General features: G+C 46.4%; 13 protein-coding genes. 5 read left to right on the top strand and 8 right to left on the bottom strand.

Going from position 1 to position 18,205, the window contains the following annotated elements; translation table 11 throughout:
* The first annotated feature begins 173 nt into the window (after window positions 1-173).
* Window positions 174-551, top strand: coding sequence for an autonomous glycyl radical cofactor GrcA (gene grcA, locus A3K86_RS11130; protein ID WP_068330972.1), 378 nt, complete (start codon window positions 174-176; stop codon window positions 549-551).
* A 315-nt stretch (window positions 552-866) separates the two neighbouring features.
* A complete protein-coding gene (locus tag A3K86_RS11125) occupies window positions 867-2,045 on the top strand; it encodes a dicarboxylate/amino acid:cation symporter (protein ID WP_068330971.1) in 1,179 nt (392 codons plus the stop codon).
* An 85-nt stretch (window positions 2,046-2,130) separates the two neighbouring features.
* Here the strand turns inward: A3K86_RS11125 and thrC are convergent, their stop codons facing one another.
* Genes thrC through thrA form a run of 3 tightly spaced genes read right to left on the bottom strand, consistent with a single transcriptional unit; the run spans window position 2,131 to window position 6,837 of the window.
* On the bottom strand, window positions 2,131-3,417 hold the full coding sequence (gene thrC, locus A3K86_RS11120) for a threonine synthase (RefSeq protein ID WP_068330970.1): 1,287 nt from the start codon (window positions 3,415-3,417) through the stop codon (window positions 2,131-2,133).
* Between the two features lie 2 nt (window positions 3,418-3,419).
* Window positions 3,420-4,376: a homoserine kinase gene (thrB, locus tag A3K86_RS11115; RefSeq protein WP_068330969.1), complete on the bottom strand. Its 957-nt coding sequence runs from the start codon at window positions 4,374-4,376 to the stop codon at window positions 3,420-3,422.
* A 1-nt stretch (window position 4,377) separates the two neighbouring features.
* Window positions 4,378-6,837, bottom strand: a complete 2,460-nt coding sequence (thrA, locus tag A3K86_RS11110) for a bifunctional aspartate kinase/homoserine dehydrogenase I (RefSeq protein WP_068330968.1) — start codon at window positions 6,835-6,837, stop codon at window positions 4,378-4,380.
* Window positions 6,838-7,335: 498 nt separating this feature from the next.
* On the opposite strand from thrA, the gene aceK reads away from it, so the two are divergent.
* Window positions 7,336-9,051, top strand: coding sequence for a bifunctional isocitrate dehydrogenase kinase/phosphatase (aceK, locus tag A3K86_RS11105; protein ID WP_068330967.1), 1,716 nt, complete (start codon window positions 7,336-7,338; stop codon window positions 9,049-9,051).
* A 366-nt stretch (window positions 9,052-9,417) separates the two neighbouring features.
* The gene (locus tag A3K86_RS11100; RefSeq protein ID WP_068330966.1) at window positions 9,418-9,879 is read left to right on the top strand and encodes a hypothetical protein; all 462 of its coding nucleotides are present in this window, start codon (window positions 9,418-9,420) and stop codon (window positions 9,877-9,879) included.
* A 107-nt stretch (window positions 9,880-9,986) separates the two neighbouring features.
* Here A3K86_RS11100 and A3K86_RS11095 read toward each other — a convergent pair whose 3' ends face one another.
* Window positions 9,987-10,478, bottom strand: coding sequence for a putative 4-hydroxy-4-methyl-2-oxoglutarate aldolase (locus A3K86_RS11095; RefSeq protein ID WP_068330965.1), 492 nt, complete (start codon window positions 10,476-10,478; stop codon window positions 9,987-9,989).
* 832 nt (window positions 10,479-11,310) lie between these two features.
* Here A3K86_RS11095 and arcA point away from each other — a divergent pair.
* Window positions 11,311-12,030 carry a two-component system response regulator ArcA gene (arcA, locus tag A3K86_RS11090; RefSeq protein ID WP_068330964.1) on the top strand — a complete coding sequence of 240 codons (720 nt, stop codon included), beginning with the start codon at window positions 11,311-11,313 and terminating at the stop codon, window positions 12,028-12,030.
* A 100-nt stretch (window positions 12,031-12,130) separates the two neighbouring features.
* On the opposite strand, the gene A3K86_RS11085 is transcribed toward arcA, so the two are convergent.
* From A3K86_RS11085 to mnmL, 4 genes are all read right to left on the bottom strand, one after another.
* Entirely contained in the window at window positions 12,131-12,610 is a 480-nt protein-coding gene (locus A3K86_RS11085; protein WP_068330963.1) for a hypothetical protein, read from the bottom strand.
* Entirely contained in the window at window positions 12,607-14,967 is a 2,361-nt protein-coding gene (gene arcB / locus A3K86_RS11080) for an aerobic respiration two-component sensor histidine kinase ArcB (protein ID WP_068330962.1), read from the bottom strand. The genes A3K86_RS11085 and arcB overlap by 4 nt, the downstream gene beginning before the upstream one ends.
* Before the next feature lie 189 nt (window positions 14,968-15,156).
* On the bottom strand, window positions 15,157-16,992 hold the full coding sequence (locus tag A3K86_RS11075; RefSeq protein WP_084406589.1) for a GGDEF domain-containing protein: 1,836 nt from the start codon (window positions 16,990-16,992) through the stop codon (window positions 15,157-15,159).
* 163 nt (window positions 16,993-17,155) lie between these two features.
* Window positions 17,156-18,091, bottom strand: a complete 936-nt coding sequence (mnmL, locus tag A3K86_RS11070; protein ID WP_068330961.1) for a tRNA modification radical SAM protein MnmL/YtqA — start codon at window positions 18,089-18,091, stop codon at window positions 17,156-17,158.
* Window positions 18,092-18,205: the final 114 nt, after the last annotated feature.

The raw sequence follows: 18,205 nt of genomic DNA, 5'->3' as shown, positions 1-18,205 counted from the left end.
CAACAAATTTGAGGTTCTATTGATATAGCTCAAGAAAACACCCTTAAAGTTTTTGAGGTTTTTTGTGGTTATTTGATCTAAATCAATACCATTTTTAATCTAAACACATATATAATACGACCAGCTCGACATTAATCGAAAAAATTAACTACAATCCTTTGAAGGAGTAAGTCATGATCACAGGTATTCAGATCACTAAATCAGCTAACGACGATCTACTAAACTCAATCTGGCTACTAGACAGCGAAACTAACGAAGCACGTTGTGTTGCTGCTTCTGCAGGTTTTGAAGCTGACCAAGTTATCCCAGCTGCAGACCTAGGTGAGTACGAGAGCCGTGAAGTTGCTATCGAAGCTCCAGCTAAAATCGAAGGCGGTCAGCACCTAAACGTGAACGTTCTTAAGCGTGAAACACTAGAAGACGCTGCTGCGCACCCAGAGAAATACCCACAGCTAACAATCCGTGTTTCTGGTTACGCTGTTCGCTTTAACTCTCTAACTCAAGAGCAGCAACGCGACGTTATCGCACGTACTTTCACTAACTCTCTATAATCCATAGTTAGTTATGAATAGATAAAACGGTGCCACTCGGTGCCGTTTTTTATTATCACTCTCCCCACTGCTTTTCCTTCCGCTTTTCGAGCATTTTCACAGTAACCACCACCGAGCAACAACACATTTACATTCCGCAGTTATCAGCTTCACATATTTTAATCAACGTAAAACATTTGTCTCAATATTAGACAAATAGCAGAGAATAAAACCACAAATAGCGTAGTTTATCAGCATTGTCTAACTATCAATCAAATTGATAATAAGCAATGCAAACATAACTTATCCACGATGTTCACCTCAGGAGCCTGCGTTATGAAGTTAATCCTTAAACTGATTGCTGGTATTTTGATCGGTATCTTACTTGGATTTTACGCGCCAGATGCAATCATTCGCGTCTTACTGACGATCAAACTACTTGGTGGTCAGCTAATCGGATTTACCATCCCATTAATTATTCTTTGCTACATCACCAGCGGTATCGCCAGTTTGCCGAAAAACTCCGGTTCGCTACTTAGTAAAACAGTTGCCCTTTCTTATGGTTCAACCATTATTGCCGGCAGCCTCGCCTTTATTGTTGCTAGCTTTGTGATTTCTGGTATTCCAGAACCAACCGCCACCAACACTGATAGCGCTCATGCCCTAACCAGCTTTATTACCCTAGAGATCCCGCCTTTATTTGGGGTTATGACTGCGCTTGCTACTGCTTTCCTCTTTGGTATGGGGATCAGTATTACTGATAGTCAAAACCTACGTAAAATTGCAGATGAAAGCCGCAGCGTCATTGATCTACTGCTATCAAAAGTAATCATTCCATTCTTACCACTGTACATCTCTGGTGTATTTGCCGAGATGGCAGCACAAGGTACTGTATTCACAACCTTAAAAACGTTCGGTATGGTGCTAGCACTGGCTATCGTTATGCACTGGGTATGGATCACCATTCAATACGTGATCACGGGTCTTGCGGTTGGTCGTCAGCCATTCTCACTCATCAAAAACATGCTACCTGCTTACTTCACTGCCGTGGGTACTATGTCTTCAGCGGCGACTATTCCTGTGACTTTGCGCCAAACCAAAGTCAACGGTGTTGATGACTCCATCGCGAACTTCACCATTCCGCTTTGTGCCACTATCCACCTATCAGGTTCAACCATTACCTTGGTGACCTGCTCAACAGCTGTAATGGCACTGAGTCAACACATCGCGATCCCAAGCTTATGGGAAATGTTACCTTTCATCATGATGTTAGGTGTCACCATGATTGCAGCACCGGGTGCTCCAGGCGGTGCGGTTATGGCGGCGCTTGGCTTAATGTCGACTATGCTAGGTTTTGGTGAAGCGGAATTAGCACTGATGATTGCGCTTTACATGGCACAAGATAGCTTTGGTACTGCCTGTAACATCACAGGTGACGGGGCAATCTCACTGTGGGTTAACCGCTTTGCAAAGCAAGGTAATACCCAAGCAGCTGCCGTTCAAGAAGAAGCTTAATCCTAACGGCACAACAAGCCAGCCTTGATAAAAAAACGGTAACCCAAGGGTTACCGTTTTTTCTTATGCATAAGAGTTAAAATGGTTAGTCCTGTGCTTGGTAAAGCACAGTTTTAAGCTGTTCAAAGTTGGCATCACGTTCTAGTGAGAGCAATTCCATTGCACCGTGTTTCGCCAGTGTTTCTGGTAGCTCAATCGACTGTCCTAAGATCTCTTCCACCACTTCGATGAACTTAGCCGGATGCGCAGTACATAAGAACAAGCCTGTTTCACCCGCCTTTAGTTGCTGGTCCAACACACGATAAGCAATTGCACCATGCGGTTCGCACAAGTAACCTAATTCATGCATCGCTTGTAAGCTTTCTGCCGCTTGCTGATCAGACACGGCGCCGTGGGCTAAGTCACTCAGTGGCCAGCCTTTGACTTGGCATAATTCTTCGATACGCGGCCAGTTATTGGGCTCACTGACATCCATCGCATTGGAAATAGTCGGAATCGTCATATTGGGTGACCATTCCCCACTTTGCAGATAACGTGGAACGGTATCGTTGGCATTGGTCGCAACCACAAAACGTTTTACTGGCAGACCTAAGGCTTTAGCCAACATACCTGCGGTGAGGTTACCAAAATTACCACTCGGCACTGAGAAAACCAACTCGCCTCGCGCTGCTTTCGGCAGTTGCGCTACAGCTTCAAAGTAATAGCAGATCTGCGCCATCAGACGACTAATATTGATCGAGTTTGCCGAGTTTAATCCCACATCTTGACGCAGTTCTGCATCATCAAAAGCTTGTTTCACTAACGCCTGACAATCATCAAAAGTGCCATTCACCGCTACGGTAGTAATGTTACCGCCAAGAGTGCAGAACAGCTTTTCTTGAAGCGGGCTGATTTTACCTTTCGGATAAAGGATCACGACCTTGATGTTTTCCATCCCATAAAAAGCATGAGCGACCGCCGCCCCTGTATCGCCCGACGTTGCGGTCAGAATAGTGATTTTACCGTCACCATCACTAACAGCCGCCAACGATTGGGCCATAAAGCGGCCACCGAAATCTTTAAACGCCAAGGTTGGACCGTGAAATAACTCTAAGGCGTAGACATTGTCTTTCACCTTGGCAACTGGTGCACCAAACTGAAAGGCATTCGCCACCATGTCATTAACTGTGGCTGAATCGAGCTCTTCACCAATGAAGGCTGATAAAATCTTGCTACTGCGACTAACAAAGTCCATCTCAAGCAAGGCATCGATATCACCTAATTCAGGCAGCTCAGATGGGAAAAATAAACCTTGTTGACTCCCCAAACCTTGGCGAACCGCTTGACCGAACGAGACCTGCTCTTGGTGTTGCTTTAAGTTATACAGCTTCATGGTTATAGCTCACTTCCTGTTACTTTTGAGCCCTGACTGTCGAGGCGACAGACATGGACAAATCCTTCATCATTTTGAACGTAATTTTCCTGCTGCCAACGCGCGACACGTTCAGCAACTTCTAAACTATCACACACGGTGAACATGGTTGGTCCTGATCCCGAAATGCCATGTGCCAGTGCGCCAGCTTGTAAGGCGTATTCACGAGCGTTCGCAAAACTAGGGAGTAATTGCTCGCGATAAGGCTCCGCCACCACGTCTTTGATCATCTTGGCAGCTAACGCAGGTTGCTGCGAATAACAGGCATGAATAAAGCCTGCCAAATGACGACCATGAGCAATCACATCTTGGCGACGGTATTGCGAGGGCAAAATGGCACGCGCTTCTGCAGTAGAGACTTTGATCCCCGGGTACGCCATCACCCAATACCAGTCATCAAACGACGGGATGGCTTGGCTGATCACACCCAGCTCTTCCACCATAAACTGCAAGCCACCGAGATAACACGGTGCCACGTTGTCATAGTGGAGACTACCGGAAATCTTGGCTTCCATTTCGCCCATCAGCGCTAGCAGTTCATTTTCCGACAGCGGCAAATCATGAAACTGGTTAAGGGCATCCAGCGCTGCAACCACTGAGCACGCACTAGAGCCTAACCCAGAACCAATCGGCATGTTTTTCTCAAGAGTCATTTTCAGCGGTTTGACTGCCAGCCCTTTATTGTCCAGCTCACGCGCAAACACTTGCCAACAATCAAATACAATATTGTCTTCCACATTTTCAGGCAGCTTAGCGACAAAACTACCTACACATTGCAGTGCAAAAGGTGCATCATAGCTTTCCACTTTTACGCGATCACCAAGCAAGGTGCCATCAATCGGCGAGACAGCCGCCCCTAAAACATCAAACCCCACGCTGACATTGCCAATCGAGGCTGGCGCATAAACTACAACACTCATCTTAAACCCCTAACTTCCAACCTAATGTACGCATCAAGTCCGCAAATACCCCAGCGGCTGTAACTTCAGTACCCGCCCCGTAACCACGTAGCACTAACGGGATTGGCTGGTAATAGCGACTGTAAAATGCCAACGCATTCTCGCCGTCTTTAATTTTAAACATAGGGTCATCACCATCGACCGCAGCAAGCTTCACTTTGCATTGACCTTGATCGATTTCACCCACATAGCGTAATACTTTGCCCTCGCTAGCAGCTTGTTCTGATAACTTAGCAAAATACGCATCGGCTTCAGGTAGACGAGCCATAAAATCATCCACCGAACCGCTAGCATCAAAGCCTGGTGGCAACGCTTGTTCAACTTCCACATCATCAAGCTCTAACGCAAGGCCTGACTCACGCGCCAAAATAAGTAACTTACGCGCCACATCCATCCCTGATAAATCATCACGCGGATCAGGTTCAGTGAAGCCATTATTGCGTGCTACGGTTGTCGCTTCGCTAAAGCTCATACCGTCATCTAACTTACCAAAGATGTATGACAAAGAACCCGACAAGATCCCTGAAAATCGCGACAGCTCATCACCAGCAGCTAACAAGTTCTGTAAGTTTTCAATCACAGGTAAGCCTGCGCCTACCGTGGTGTCATACATAAATTTACGACGAGTTGCACGCGCTGCCTGACGCAATTGATGGTAGTACGCCATGCTCGCGGTATTGGATTTTTTGTTTGGGGTGATCACGTGAAAGCCCGCGCTGAGAAAATCAGCATACTGATCGGCAATCCCTTGGTCTGAAGTACAATCGATGATCACAGGGTTAATAATGTGGTTACGCTGCACCAATTGGATCAGGCTAGCTAGCGCAAACGACTGATCGGCTTGTCCCATTTGATCGCGCCAGTTATCTAAGGCTAAACCACTACTATCGAGTAACATGCCACGGCTGTTTGCCAAACCACACACCCGGATCACTATGCCTTTGTCAGCCAGTTTACGCTGTTGACGTTGGATCTGATCCACCAGCTCACCACCGACACCGCCAACACCGACTACGAAGACATCCAAGAAGTGCTGACTATTAAACAAGTTTTCGTGACACGCCTTCACCGACTCTGAAACCTTATCAGCGGGGATCACCGCTGAAATCGCTCGCTCAGAAGAGCCCTGCGCAATCGCGACAATATTGACGTTCACTTCCGCCAATGAGGTAAAGAAGCGTGAGGCGATGCCACGAGAGGTGCGCATTCCATCCCCCACCAAAGTCACGATGGCAACATCGTCCAAGAACTCAACTGGCTCAAGTAACCCTTCTTTTAGCTCAAGCTCGAAACTATCTTGCAGCGCTTGTTGCGCAGCAGGCTTATCTTCACTTTCAATACAGAAACTGATGCTGTACTCCGACGATGACTGAGTGATCAGTACAATCGATACCCCAGCTAAAGACATAGCACCAAACACACGACTCGCCATACCCACCATGCCCTTCATTCCCGGGCCTGACACGTTCACCATTGTCAGATCTTTTAAAGTCGTGATGCCTTTGATATCCAGCTTGTCTTCACCGGTATCTTGACCAATCAGTGAACCTGCGCCTTGCGGGTTGAAGCTGTTTTTAATCAGACAAGGAATATGGAATTGAGCAATAGGGGCGATGGTTTTTGGGTGAAGCACTGATGCACCAAAGTACGACAATTCCATCGCTTCTTGGTAACTCAATGATTTGATTTGGCGTGCATCTGGTACAAGGCGCGGATCACAACTGTAAACGCCATCAACATCCGTCCAGATTTCACAGCATTCAGCGCGTAAACAAGCAGCCAATACAGCGGCTGAATAGTCTGAACCATTACGACCAAGGGTTACTAACTCCCCTTTTTCATTACCAGCGGTAAAGCCCGGCATGATATTGACATGACCTTGCGGAAGTGGGTTACGAGCAAAGTTTTGAGTCGAGACTTCAATATCAACATGGGCTTCAAGGTAGTCACCGTGTGCCAGAAGGTATTCCACCGGATCAATCAAAAAGCCTTTGAGTCCTTTAGCTTCAAGCATGGCCTTCATTGCCACGATCGACAGTCGCTCACCTTTGGAAATCATCTTAGCGTAGACATTATCTGGGCATAAACCTAACAGCTTGATACCGTGAACATACTGCTTAAGTTGCCCTAATGAGCTAGCCAACTTGCCATCAAGCAGCGCTTTATCAAGGTTGGGCTCTAACGCTTTCAAGTCAGCAAACAAGGTTTGAAAAACTTGCTCTAAATCCGCCAGCTGTAATTCCGCTTCCCCATTCGCCACCGTATTATCAATCACAGAGACCAGTTTGTTGGTCACTTTGCCCGGTGCCGACAGCACCACCGACACCTCGCCCTGACGCGCATTGTTGGCAATGATCTCTGCCGCCCTTGAAAATCGGTCGGCATCCGCCAACGATGAACCACCAAACTTTAATACTCGCATTCCCTACTCCCAACTTCCTAATCGTTAACGGCACTGCATAAATGGTGCGTAATGGTTAAATATAATCTTGGTTAAATTTAGTTAAAAAAAAGCCCGCATCTGTGTGGGATGCGGGCTTTCCTGATCTTTTCTCTACGTATCAGCTAGCCCCAACACCCCGTGGTGCCGGTAATAATAATGGTGGTCATTGTGCTGAATACGTTTTTCATCATGACTAAAAGTCGTTCTCAAATTGCTGGATTACTTAACGTTTACCGAACATTTGATGATGAGTCAACCAATTTCTTTTATTCAAACCTCGATTCAGCAATGCAATCCGCCCGTTAACAATCGACAATTTTATTGTCTCTATATTGGTAATACGTATAAAAAAACACCACTATTGATTGCAGTTACTCGCGAGTCATTGCATAGTGAACAAATGTAAATGTGCTGAAAACTCAACCACCTCGCATGCAGCTGTAACGCATAGCCATTCACTACTTCGGAGGGAGCCGAATGACCGCAGCCATGGAACAGCTTGTCGCGCACACTATCTTACAAGGCTTTGATGCCATGTATGGACGCTTCCTCGATGTCACCGCAGGAGCGCAAACTCGATTCGAACAACGTGATTGGCCAGCAGTGCATCAAGCCCTTAAAAAGCGGATCAGCTTTTACGCCAATCACGTTGGGTTAGTGACCAGCCAAATTCAAATTATGCTCGGTGAGCGCTATGCCAATCGGGAATTTTTAATGGCCGTGAAGTCGGCGTATGAAGATTTATTATTGGATTATCCGAGGTATGATATTGCCGAGAGTTTCTTCAATTCGGTGTACTGCCGAATCTTCGAACACCGCAATATCAACCGCGACAAACTGTTCGTACACAGTTCGCAAGAAGGGCGATTACCAACTTACCCAACCCCGTTAACTCGCACATACCACGCGCATAATGGCATCACGGCGCTGTTTGAACGCCTATTTGATGACACGCCATTTACCTCCCGCTGGGAAGATAAAGCGCGGGATATCTCACTAATAAGCCAACGACTCGAACACTTGTTCGGGCAGCACTTATCACACGGTGCCAGCTTAGAACTGATCCGCGAGCCCTTCTATCGTAACAAAGCCGCTTACTTAATTGGTCGCCTGACACTCGATAACCAACAGCAATACCCTTTGGTCTTACCGCTGCTTAATAACGCCAATGGTGAGCTATACCTTGATGCGTGCCTGTGTGATGTCGACGAAATGAGCATTATCTTTGGTTTTGCGCGCTCTTATTTCATGGTGTATGCCCCGGCTCCTGCGGCTCTGGTGCAGTTTCTTAGCGAACTGATGCCCAACAAAACCAAAGCCGAGCTGTACACTGCCATTGGCTGTCAAAAACACGGGAAAACCGAATTTTATCGCGAGTTTCTCAGCCATTTAGAGCAATCAGACGATCAATTTGTTCCAGCTGAGGGGATCAAAGGGATGGTGATGTCGGTTTTCACTCTACCTTCGTACGGCTTTGTTTTTAAAATCATCAAAGACAAATTCGCCCCGCAAAAAGACATCAATCACGACACCGTCAAAGAGAAATACAAACTAGTAAAAGAGCACGACCGCGTAGGTCGAATGGCGGATACCCAAGAGTACCGCAACTTTAGTTTTGCCCGCGATCGCTTTAGCGATGAACTGCTAGAGGAATTACTGGATGTCGCGCCATCAATTATCGATGTTGATAATGAAACCGTGATGATCAAACACCTCTACATGGAAAGGCGAATGATCCCGTTCAATATCTATGTTGAACAAGCCAATGACGATGACTTACGCCACGCAGTCGACGAATACGGTAAGGCAATCAAACAATTAGCGGCAGCGAACATCTTCCCCGGTGACATGCTGTTTAAGAACTTCGGGGTGACTCGTCACGGTCGGGTGGTATTTTATGATTACGATGAAATCAGTTACATGACTGAAATGAACTTCCGAGAGATCCCACCGCCGCGCTACCCTGAAGATGAAATGGCAGCCGAACCGTGGTACAGCGTTGGGGTCAATGATGTCTTCCCCGAAGAGTTTCGTACCTTCTTGCTGATCAACCCGAAAATTCGCGCCCTGTTTAACGAACTTCACAGCGATCTCTTTGAAGCCAGTTATTGGCGTCAGCTCCAAAGCAATATCAGTAATCAACAATACGAAGACGTTTATCCGTATCCGCAAAAGCAGCGTTTTCGCCAATAATCTTATCTTTTATCGCTAAACGTCAGCCGCGATCGCAAGTTACAACCTTGCTGTCGCGGTTACTGACATTAAGAACAAACATGTTTTAGCGCTATCTCACACCGCATAACTAGCTCGAAATCCTGCCACTGATATTTTTATCACCACAACACTATGTTACCCGACGCACAAACCACAAAAAGCACTAGCTATCGGCGCGGTATCACCTCTCATTAACTTTGAGACCGGATATCAATATTGGGAAAACTGTCCTAGTATTAATAGCGGTGTCGCATCCCTCATTTTGTTCCTGCTTTGATGACAAAAGCAGAGATGGATAACAACTTTGCGACAAAGCCAATAACAATAAACAGGGAAGGTGAAGCAATGCGAAATTTGCTGTTCACATTAACCCTGCTGGTAGTGGCCTTACCAACAACAGCAGCAGACAAAGAGCTACTGAGTCTGATCAACACCGATGCACCATCGGGTTGGTTTATGTCTTCACAATCGAAAAATGCCGATCAATTTGATTTATGGCAAATCGACAGTGGCTACGCCTATTCGTTAAATAACGATATTGAGCTGTATTTGAGTACGCGCCTTACCTCAGGCAATGATAATCAATCAGCCAGCCGTGGCATGCTTTCAGGGGTGAACTATAAACTCACGCCCAAGATGAGCTTGCGCAGTGCCGTGACGACAGAAAAGAGAGTGGATCAAGATGCCACTATGGGGTTGGAAGTCTCAAGTCAGTATCAAGTGACCGATAAGGTGAACCTGCATGCGACCATCGACTACGAAGATCTCGAGCAAATCTACCAATTTGGGATTGGCTTTCGTTTCTAGTAAAGATGCATGATTGCACTCAACAAACACAAACGCTTGGCGATATCACCAAGCGTTTTTTGTTTCTCAACTCTTTCGGTCCTCGTTCCCTCGTATCAAGGCGGATATCAAAGTACGGATAAATCTAACTCATCGCGACTTAACAATACCCCATTACGATCAGCGTAAAGGTAGTCACCTGGATAAATCATGGTATGTGCGACGGTAAGCGTGACGTTTTGATCTCCAGTCTGGCGCTTCACGGTTTTGATAGGGCAAGCCCCTAAGGCTTTAACGCCCAAGTCTAAGTCACCTAAGGTAGCAACATCACGAGCAGCACCATTGATAACTATTCCCTGCCAACCATTCTTCACCGCTAGCAACGCAAGTTGATCACCCAATAGCGCACGATTACAAGAACCATGACCGTCAATAAACAATACTTTGCCTTTACCATCCTGACTAACGATATCGCGCACTAAGCTGTTATCTTCAAAACAGCGTAAAGTAACCACTTCCCCGAAAAAAATCGACTTTCCACCATAATCTACAAATGTCTGAGGTAACCAACGAACATCCTGTTCGTAGTGATCACACAAATCGGGCAGTAAATCTTTCATTTCATGCTCCTTTGATTTGAGCGTCTTAATAGCTCGCAATTTATTTAAGCTTTATAAAGACATAGATCAAAACACAACTAAGCCTAACCATTTATTATTATTAGCAATTTTATACAGGCAGCATGCGCTTCTCACTATTCTTCTATCGCTGAGCGATGCCTTATCTTGGTGAGAGCACCCGATAACGCCGCGCTAAAACCAACACCGACTACCTTGTACTCAGTGTAGGTAAGATGACCAATTTGACCTAATCAATTGCATGATTGTTAATTTTGGTGTGATTACTCGACATAACTTCCATTTATTATTTATTGGGAATGTTGAATAACCATGCGAATAGCTGTAAATGCTGTTAGAATTGCAAAGCAAGCGTAAACAGAGTGTTGTTGTCCTTTGATATCCATAAGCAAAGTTCGCAATTTCCATCAAAGCTGTTTACAGGTGGCAAGGATCAACCTAGCACAATAACGACGTATTTGTAGTGATTGTTAAACATTGTCGGGAGTCGTAATGATTCATCACTCTGTTTGATATAAATCAAGAAATATCAAGAAAGCAGCACTGAAACAATAGAGCAATATTGTTAGCGTGCTGTTAAGTGCTTAAAATCATCGCCATCCAAGGGAATTGTAGCCAATGCCCACTTTTAGGGGCGATTTTGTCGTTATGAGTAACGAACGATCAAGATTAAGGATGGCGTACCAAACAGGTAGTTAGCGCAGCAATAAACGGTGATTTTTTGTAGAAGACTTTGCCTGTATGTGAAATTTTTTTATAGAATTTAACTATTCTGTTTTTTTTACCAGATTCAGTTTTTAATTAGGTACTGCCGATGCAAACCCCTCATATTCTAATTGTAGAAGACGAGCACGTAACACGTAACACCCTTAAGAGCATTTTCGAAGCTGAGGGTTACACAGTATTTGAAGCAAACGACGGCGCAGAAATGCACCAAATGCTTTCAGAGCACCATGTTCACCTTGTGATCATGGACATCAACCTACCAGGCAAAAACGGGTTGTTACTGGCGCGTGAATTGCGTGAGCAAGGCGACATGGCGCTGATGTTCCTAACAGGCCGTGATAACGAAGTTGATAAGATCTTGGGTCTTGAAATTGGTGCGGATGATTACATCACTAAACCATTCAACCCACGTGAGCTAACTATCCGTGCGCGCAACTTGCTAACTCGTGCTATGAACCAAGGTCTTCCAACTGAAGAGAAGAAGCTGGTTGAACGTTACGAATTCAACGGTTGGTCGCTAGAGATCAACAGCCGTTCGCTTGTTAGTCCTAACGGTGACCAATTCAAGCTACCACGTTCTGAGTTCCGTGCCCTGCTTCACTTCTGTGAAAACCCAGGCAAGATCCAAACACGTGCTGACCTGCTTAAGAAGATGACTGGTCGTGAGCTTAAGCCACACGATCGTACGGTTGACGTAACTATTCGTCGTATCCGTAAGCACTTCGAGTCAGTAGCGGATACCCCTGAGATCATCGCAACGATCCACGGTGAAGGTTACCGCTTCTGTGGCGATCTAGGCGAAGAATAAGTTTCGAACGGATTGCGCTAAGCAAGCCAGTTCAAACCAAACGAAAAAGGCACGTTATCTAACGTGCCTTTTTTAATGCCGTTATCTAAGCCACATCAGGCTAGAAAACTTGGTCAATCTTCACCTGACGTTGGGTCACAGTATAGCGCTGCCCTTGGTAGATAAATGTCATCGCAATATCTACAGCCTCACCCGGCATCCAGCTAGGGCCGTCACGTAACATCACTTCAAAACCATTATCCATCGTCGTCATAGGTAACAGTTTCTCGTTTTGCCATTGCGCTTTATCCGTAACCAATAGCACTTGGGTCACCTCAATATCGCTCGGTAATGCTTGTCCGTTGGTACTCACCAGCTTCACCGAAGCTAATAACCCTTTGTTCGCACTATCGCCTACGCTAGGCATACTGTTAAGCCATAAGTAACTATCAAGTTTAGCAGCAACGGCCGCGACAGTAACTTGCGCAGGTGCTTGCCATACATCCGTCGAACTCTGTGCCTGACTACCTAGTTGCTGCGCACTGCACGCCGCTAACAAAGCACCCGTTGCCAATATCCCTGCTAACTTCAATCCTTTCATGCGTTATCCTCTTTTTGTGCGAGCCAATTACGAAGCACCTCTAAATCCGGTTTGTAGCCGTGCTTAATTTCATCGACCCAGTCATCAATATTTTCCCACCATGCAGGTAAGTCTGGCGACTGCGCTTTTTGCGCGACCTGCTGAATGTGTTTCAAGCCAATCGACCCTGCCGCCCCTTTGATTTTGTGGGCCTCAAACTTGATCCCATCTTGGTCTTTGGCGGTCATGTTTGAATCAAGAATGGCAAGGTAGTCAGGCATCATCTTTTCAAACATAGCGATACTGTCGTGTACTGGCTTAGTCCCAACAATATCAACATAAGAATCCAGCATTTCCAGATCAAGCAGTTGGTTGATCATTTCATCACTTGGCGCATCATCTTGAGCTTCACTATCATCAACCGGTAAACACAGTGGGCATGTCAGCACCTTGGTTTGAATCACGTCAGTAATGGCTTTAACACTCAATGGCTTGCTGAGCACTTCGTCCATTCCCTTCGCCAAATATTCACTCTTATCACTGATCACGTTAGCCGTCAGGGCAACCAATGGCGGAAGCTGGGTAAATTGCTCACGTAGCTGCTGCGCAATATCAAACCCTGTCATATCCGGCAGTTGGATATCCAAAAGCACTAAATCGAAGTCCTCAGGTTGGAACATATCAAGCGCTTCTTGACCACGCATTGCCACTGATACGCTATGCCCAAGGTTTTCGAGTAAAGCTTTGGCGACCGTAATATTGAGCTCGATATCTTCGACCATCAAAATACGCAAACTCGCTTGCGGCACTTCAGGCATGGTCTCTTCTTCTTCGACCGCTTCCACCAGCGGTACGCGGATCGTCACGATAAAAGTACTGCCTTCACCAACATCCGACATCACGGAGATATCTCCGCCCATCATCTGTACCAGTTGGCGAGAAACGGCTAAGCCAATCCCGGTACCCACGGCATGAAGGTTGTTGTTTTCGTCTTTCACTTGATAGTACATGGCGAAGATATTATCGAGTTCATCGTGCGGCATCCCAATCCCGCTATCTTCCACTTCGAACACGATTTCCGCTTGGTTATCGTCAACCACTTCACTGCTCACCGACAGGATCACCCCACCTTCTTTGGTGAACTTGGTTGCGTTACTGATCAAGTTCCACAACACTTGGCGCAAGCGGGTACTGTCGACTTCAATACATTGCGGCAGCTCAGTCAGCCGTTCGAGATCAAAACGCAGCCCTTTTTGCTCCGCCATCAGGCTAGAAATGTTCGCCATTTCCTCGACAAACTCGTGGAAGTCGAGCGATTTAGGCAGCAACTCCAAACGACGGCGATCAGATTTATCCATGTCGATAATGTCGTTGAAAATATTGCCCAAAGTAATCGCACTGACGTGAACAGTACGCATATAACCACGCTGTTCATCGTTAAGTTCGCTTTCAAGCAACATCCGACTCAAACCAACAATTCCGTTGAGTGGCGTACGTAATTCATGGCTAATTGTGGAGATAAAGGCCGTTTTATCACGGCTGGCTTTCTCCAGCGCATCTTGGTATTGCTTACGTTCAGTAATATCGCGACCAAAGCCCATCAAACCCAAACGACGACCATCACGGCTATAGAAAGGTACTTTGCGCAGTTCGAATACGGCTTTATGCCCATCGGGGTACTCTAGCCATTGCTCATAAGTCAGTGACAGATTCTGCTTAAAGACTTGCTGATCAGTTTCAATAATTTTGCGCGCCACTTCTTCGCTATACACATCGTGTGGCGTTAAGCCCACCAGCTGCTTTTCCGTTTTTCCCGTTAGCTCTTGCATCGCACGGTTGCAGCCAGAGAATTGCCCTGCTTCGTTGCGGTAATAAATCAAATCAGGCGAAGCATCTAAAAAAGACTTTAGCAAGGCACTTTGCTCAGCTAACTCAAGTTGGGCATTTTCGCGTTGATAAACTTCGTTTTCCAAATCTTGCATCGCGATTTCACGCGCTTCTTCGGCTTTCTCACGCTCTTCAATTTCTTGGTTAAGCTGACTAATATTGTCCTGCAGCTGGTTATTAAGCTGCATGTCACGCGAGCGCATTTCTTCAAGTTTGGTCACCAGTTTTGATAAACGCTGGCGTGAGTCTTCCAACTGCTCAACCACCACAGACAAGAAATACACCGCCCATGGGGTGATCAGCAGACCAAAGAATACCGAGCGAACAATATCAATATCATTCACTTCGCCTTGTAACACTAAAGTCACGCCCACTTGCACTACAACGGCAAGAGCGACCAAAGCCAACGCTAGCAATAAGCTAAAGCGAACCAAACCTAGCTTGACCAGCAAGTCGACATAGAACTGTGCCAGCACTTTAATTTGTTTCATTATTCAATCCATTACTTTATTCATGCCGCCATGCGACTGCTGATAATCCGCTTAATGACCACCAACACTATCTCTGTCATTATCATAAAAGGCTGACACCAATTCCCCAAGGGATAGCACCACACTTCCTACCTCAAGGCACAAAAAAACCTGCAAAAGCAGGTTTTTCATCAAGTTCACTGTCAGTCACTAGACACCAAAGGCTTCATTATCTGTCATCACCATAGTGCAATTTCGACCCGCTGCTTTGGCTTTATAGAGCGCAACATCGGCGATACGCACCAATTCACCGTAATCTTGGGTCGGCATTGGCGTCACTGTTGCTACCCCTAAGCTGACAGTCAGCACTGAGTCCACTTCAGAGAACGCATGCGCAATCGCGGTTTGTTTAATATAGCGGTGAATATTAGCAGCCACCACTTCACCGCCATCCATATCGGTATTCGGCAGTAGGAAAGCAAACTCTTCGCCACCATAACGAGCCACTTCATCGGTTTCACGCTTGATCACTTGGCTCAGGGCTTTCGCCACCTCACGCAATGCGTGATCGCCTTGCTGGTGACCATAGTTGTCGTTGTAGGCTTTAAAGTTATCGATATCACATAAAATCAATGTGAGTGGCTGCTGCTCGCGAATATGACCGTGCCACATCTTACGTAGGTGCTCATCAAAACTGCGGCGGTTAGCGACTTTGGTCAGGCTATCAACAAAGCTCATCTCTTGGAGCTCCATAATCGCATCTGCTAACTGTTGTTCGGCGTGTTTACGCTCGGTGACATCGCGTCCCATCACCAACACCCCAGCGGTGCCATCGATAGGATCACGGTACGGTGAAGTCGCCACTTCGTACCACACAGGTTCACCGGTTTCCATGGTGACATAGTCCTCAGTTTTCACCGTCACCCCTTCGCGGATCACCCGCTCATTCACCACGCGGAACTCTTCCCACTTATCCGGCTCAATCACATCTGACGCGACTTTGCCCAATAAGCTCTCTTGGGTATGCCCAAGCGCACGGGCAAAGGGTTCGTTACACCCCACATATACCCAGTGTTCGTTGTATAAACCAATAGGATCCTGACTGGCGCTTAAAATGGTATCGAGCAAGTTGTTTTTGTGCTCCAGTGCTTGTTCGGTGATCTCCCGCTTTTCAATTTCTTGCTTGAGGCTTTCTTGCATTTCATGCCACTCGGTCACATCGTGGCTGATGCTAAGCGTCCCCAAGATTTCACCATTATCACCAATCAAAGCGGTTTTATTGGTTTCCAGCAAGCGACTGGCGCCATCAGGAGCCGTGGTCCACGTATGGGTGGAGTTATTTTTTAACGACACATCAATGTTGTCGATCAGCCCTTCATCTTGGCGGTTGCGCCAAAAGCGATCGAACGCTTTATTAGTACCGATCACCTTGCCGGACTTATCTTGAAAATAGACCAGCTCAGACAGCGAGTTCAGCACACTTTTCAAGACCAAATGCTCATGCTCACTTTTTGCTTCCGCGCTATCAACAGGCGATACTGGATGGATAAAAAGTACCCACGAACGCTGCCATTTGTAACGTACATACTGCCCCGAAACCAATACCGTCAGCGGATCGCGCTCGGCAAAGTGGAGTTTCTCTTTCCAATTACTAAATTTTGATTGTGAGGTGTGCGGACGCAAAATGTCACACATCATCTGCGCTTCAATCTCTGGCGGATAGAAGTAATTACTGCCGACTTTGCGTACCCCTAATAGCTCACGGCACGCTTTGTTGCCGTACATGATAGAGCCATCTTTGCTGCGCACTATCATAGTGGCAATGGGTAAGTGAGTAAGAAGCGAGTAGAGTTTACGGAAAGAAAAGAGTTCAGAGTTGTGGAACACCAACGCCAGTATTGAACCAGCAAAGACCACCATGGCTAAAACAATAGCGAAAATAAATATAGGCTGAGAAAAGAGAAGATCGGCGGCCCAAGCACTCGGTGCAAACACACCAAGCAAGGAGAACCAGGCTAATGAAACAACAACTTTTTTTGTCATCATACGTCTGCGTTGGTGGCAATAATCAAAATGCAGCTTATTAAGAAGTTGCATAATAAGCTGCTTAATCTACCACACTCAGACTAGGGTTGTGAGTATTTACTGCAATCCCAATTAATCAGACCCAAATGACCTCATTTGACTATTCTAATTTGGCTTTGTGGCTTTATTTAATCACCGGCTCATAAACAAAGGCATCGCCGACCAATGCACCTTGAGCACCGTGTTTATCTAAGTGGCGACCAATCTCAGTCATTGCTAGCCAGCGGTTTTCACACCATTCTGGCGCCAGCAAGGTTGGACGACGAGCGCTCGCCGATACACGGTGGTACACCACTTCAGGCGGCGTTAGACGGATCATTTCACTCGCAATCTCGGTGTATTCTTCCAAGCTAATTGATTTCAGACGATCAGCCTGCCACGCTTGCGCCATCTTACTGCCTTGAACAATATGAAGCGGGTGTAACTTGACACCATCAACACCCGCGGCAACCACTTTTTTCACCGTCTCGATATTGTCTTCTTTGGTATCGCCCGGCAAACCAACAATCAAATGGGTACACACTTTGATCCCCAAAGCACGGGCTCGTTTCGCTATCGTTTCATAACAGGCGTAATCATGGCCGCGGTTAATGCGCTTTAAGGTTTTATCATTCGCCGTTTGGAGCCCCAACTCGAGCCAGATTTCGTAACCTTGTTGATGGTAACCCGCCAAAAGATCCAAAACCGCATCAGGGACACAATCAGGGCGCGTGCCTACACATAAACCGACAATATCTGCGGTTTGCAGTGCTTCTTCGTACATTTTCTTCAGCGTCTGCACTTCGGCATGCGTACTGGTATAGGCTTGGAAATATGCCAAGTAGCGTTTAGCGCGACTAATTTCACCCGCACGCTGATTCAATTGTTGCTCAATAGGCAAATATTGCGCTTTTTCGTCAGCAAACGACGCTACGTTACAAAATGTGCAGCCGCCACGACCTATGGTGCCGTCACGGTTCGGACAGCTAAACCCACCGTGCAATGTCAGTTTATGAACTTTCTCACCATAACGGCGATGCAAGTCTTGTCCAAAAGTGTTCACCAGTTCATGCAATTGCATTTGTTCACCTGATCGTTGCCTGAAGAAAAAATAAGCGGCGCAGGTTAGCACCAATCTGCGTACCAAAATTTGTGTTAAAACAAGAAAAGCACGCAAAATTCCCCGCGCAAAGCA

It is taken from the genome of Photobacterium jeanii (assembly GCF_001650345.1).
In the GTDB taxonomy this organism is placed as follows: Bacteria; Pseudomonadota; Gammaproteobacteria; order Enterobacterales; family Vibrionaceae; genus Photobacterium; species Photobacterium jeanii.
This window is presented reverse-complemented; position numbering and strand designations above follow the sequence as displayed.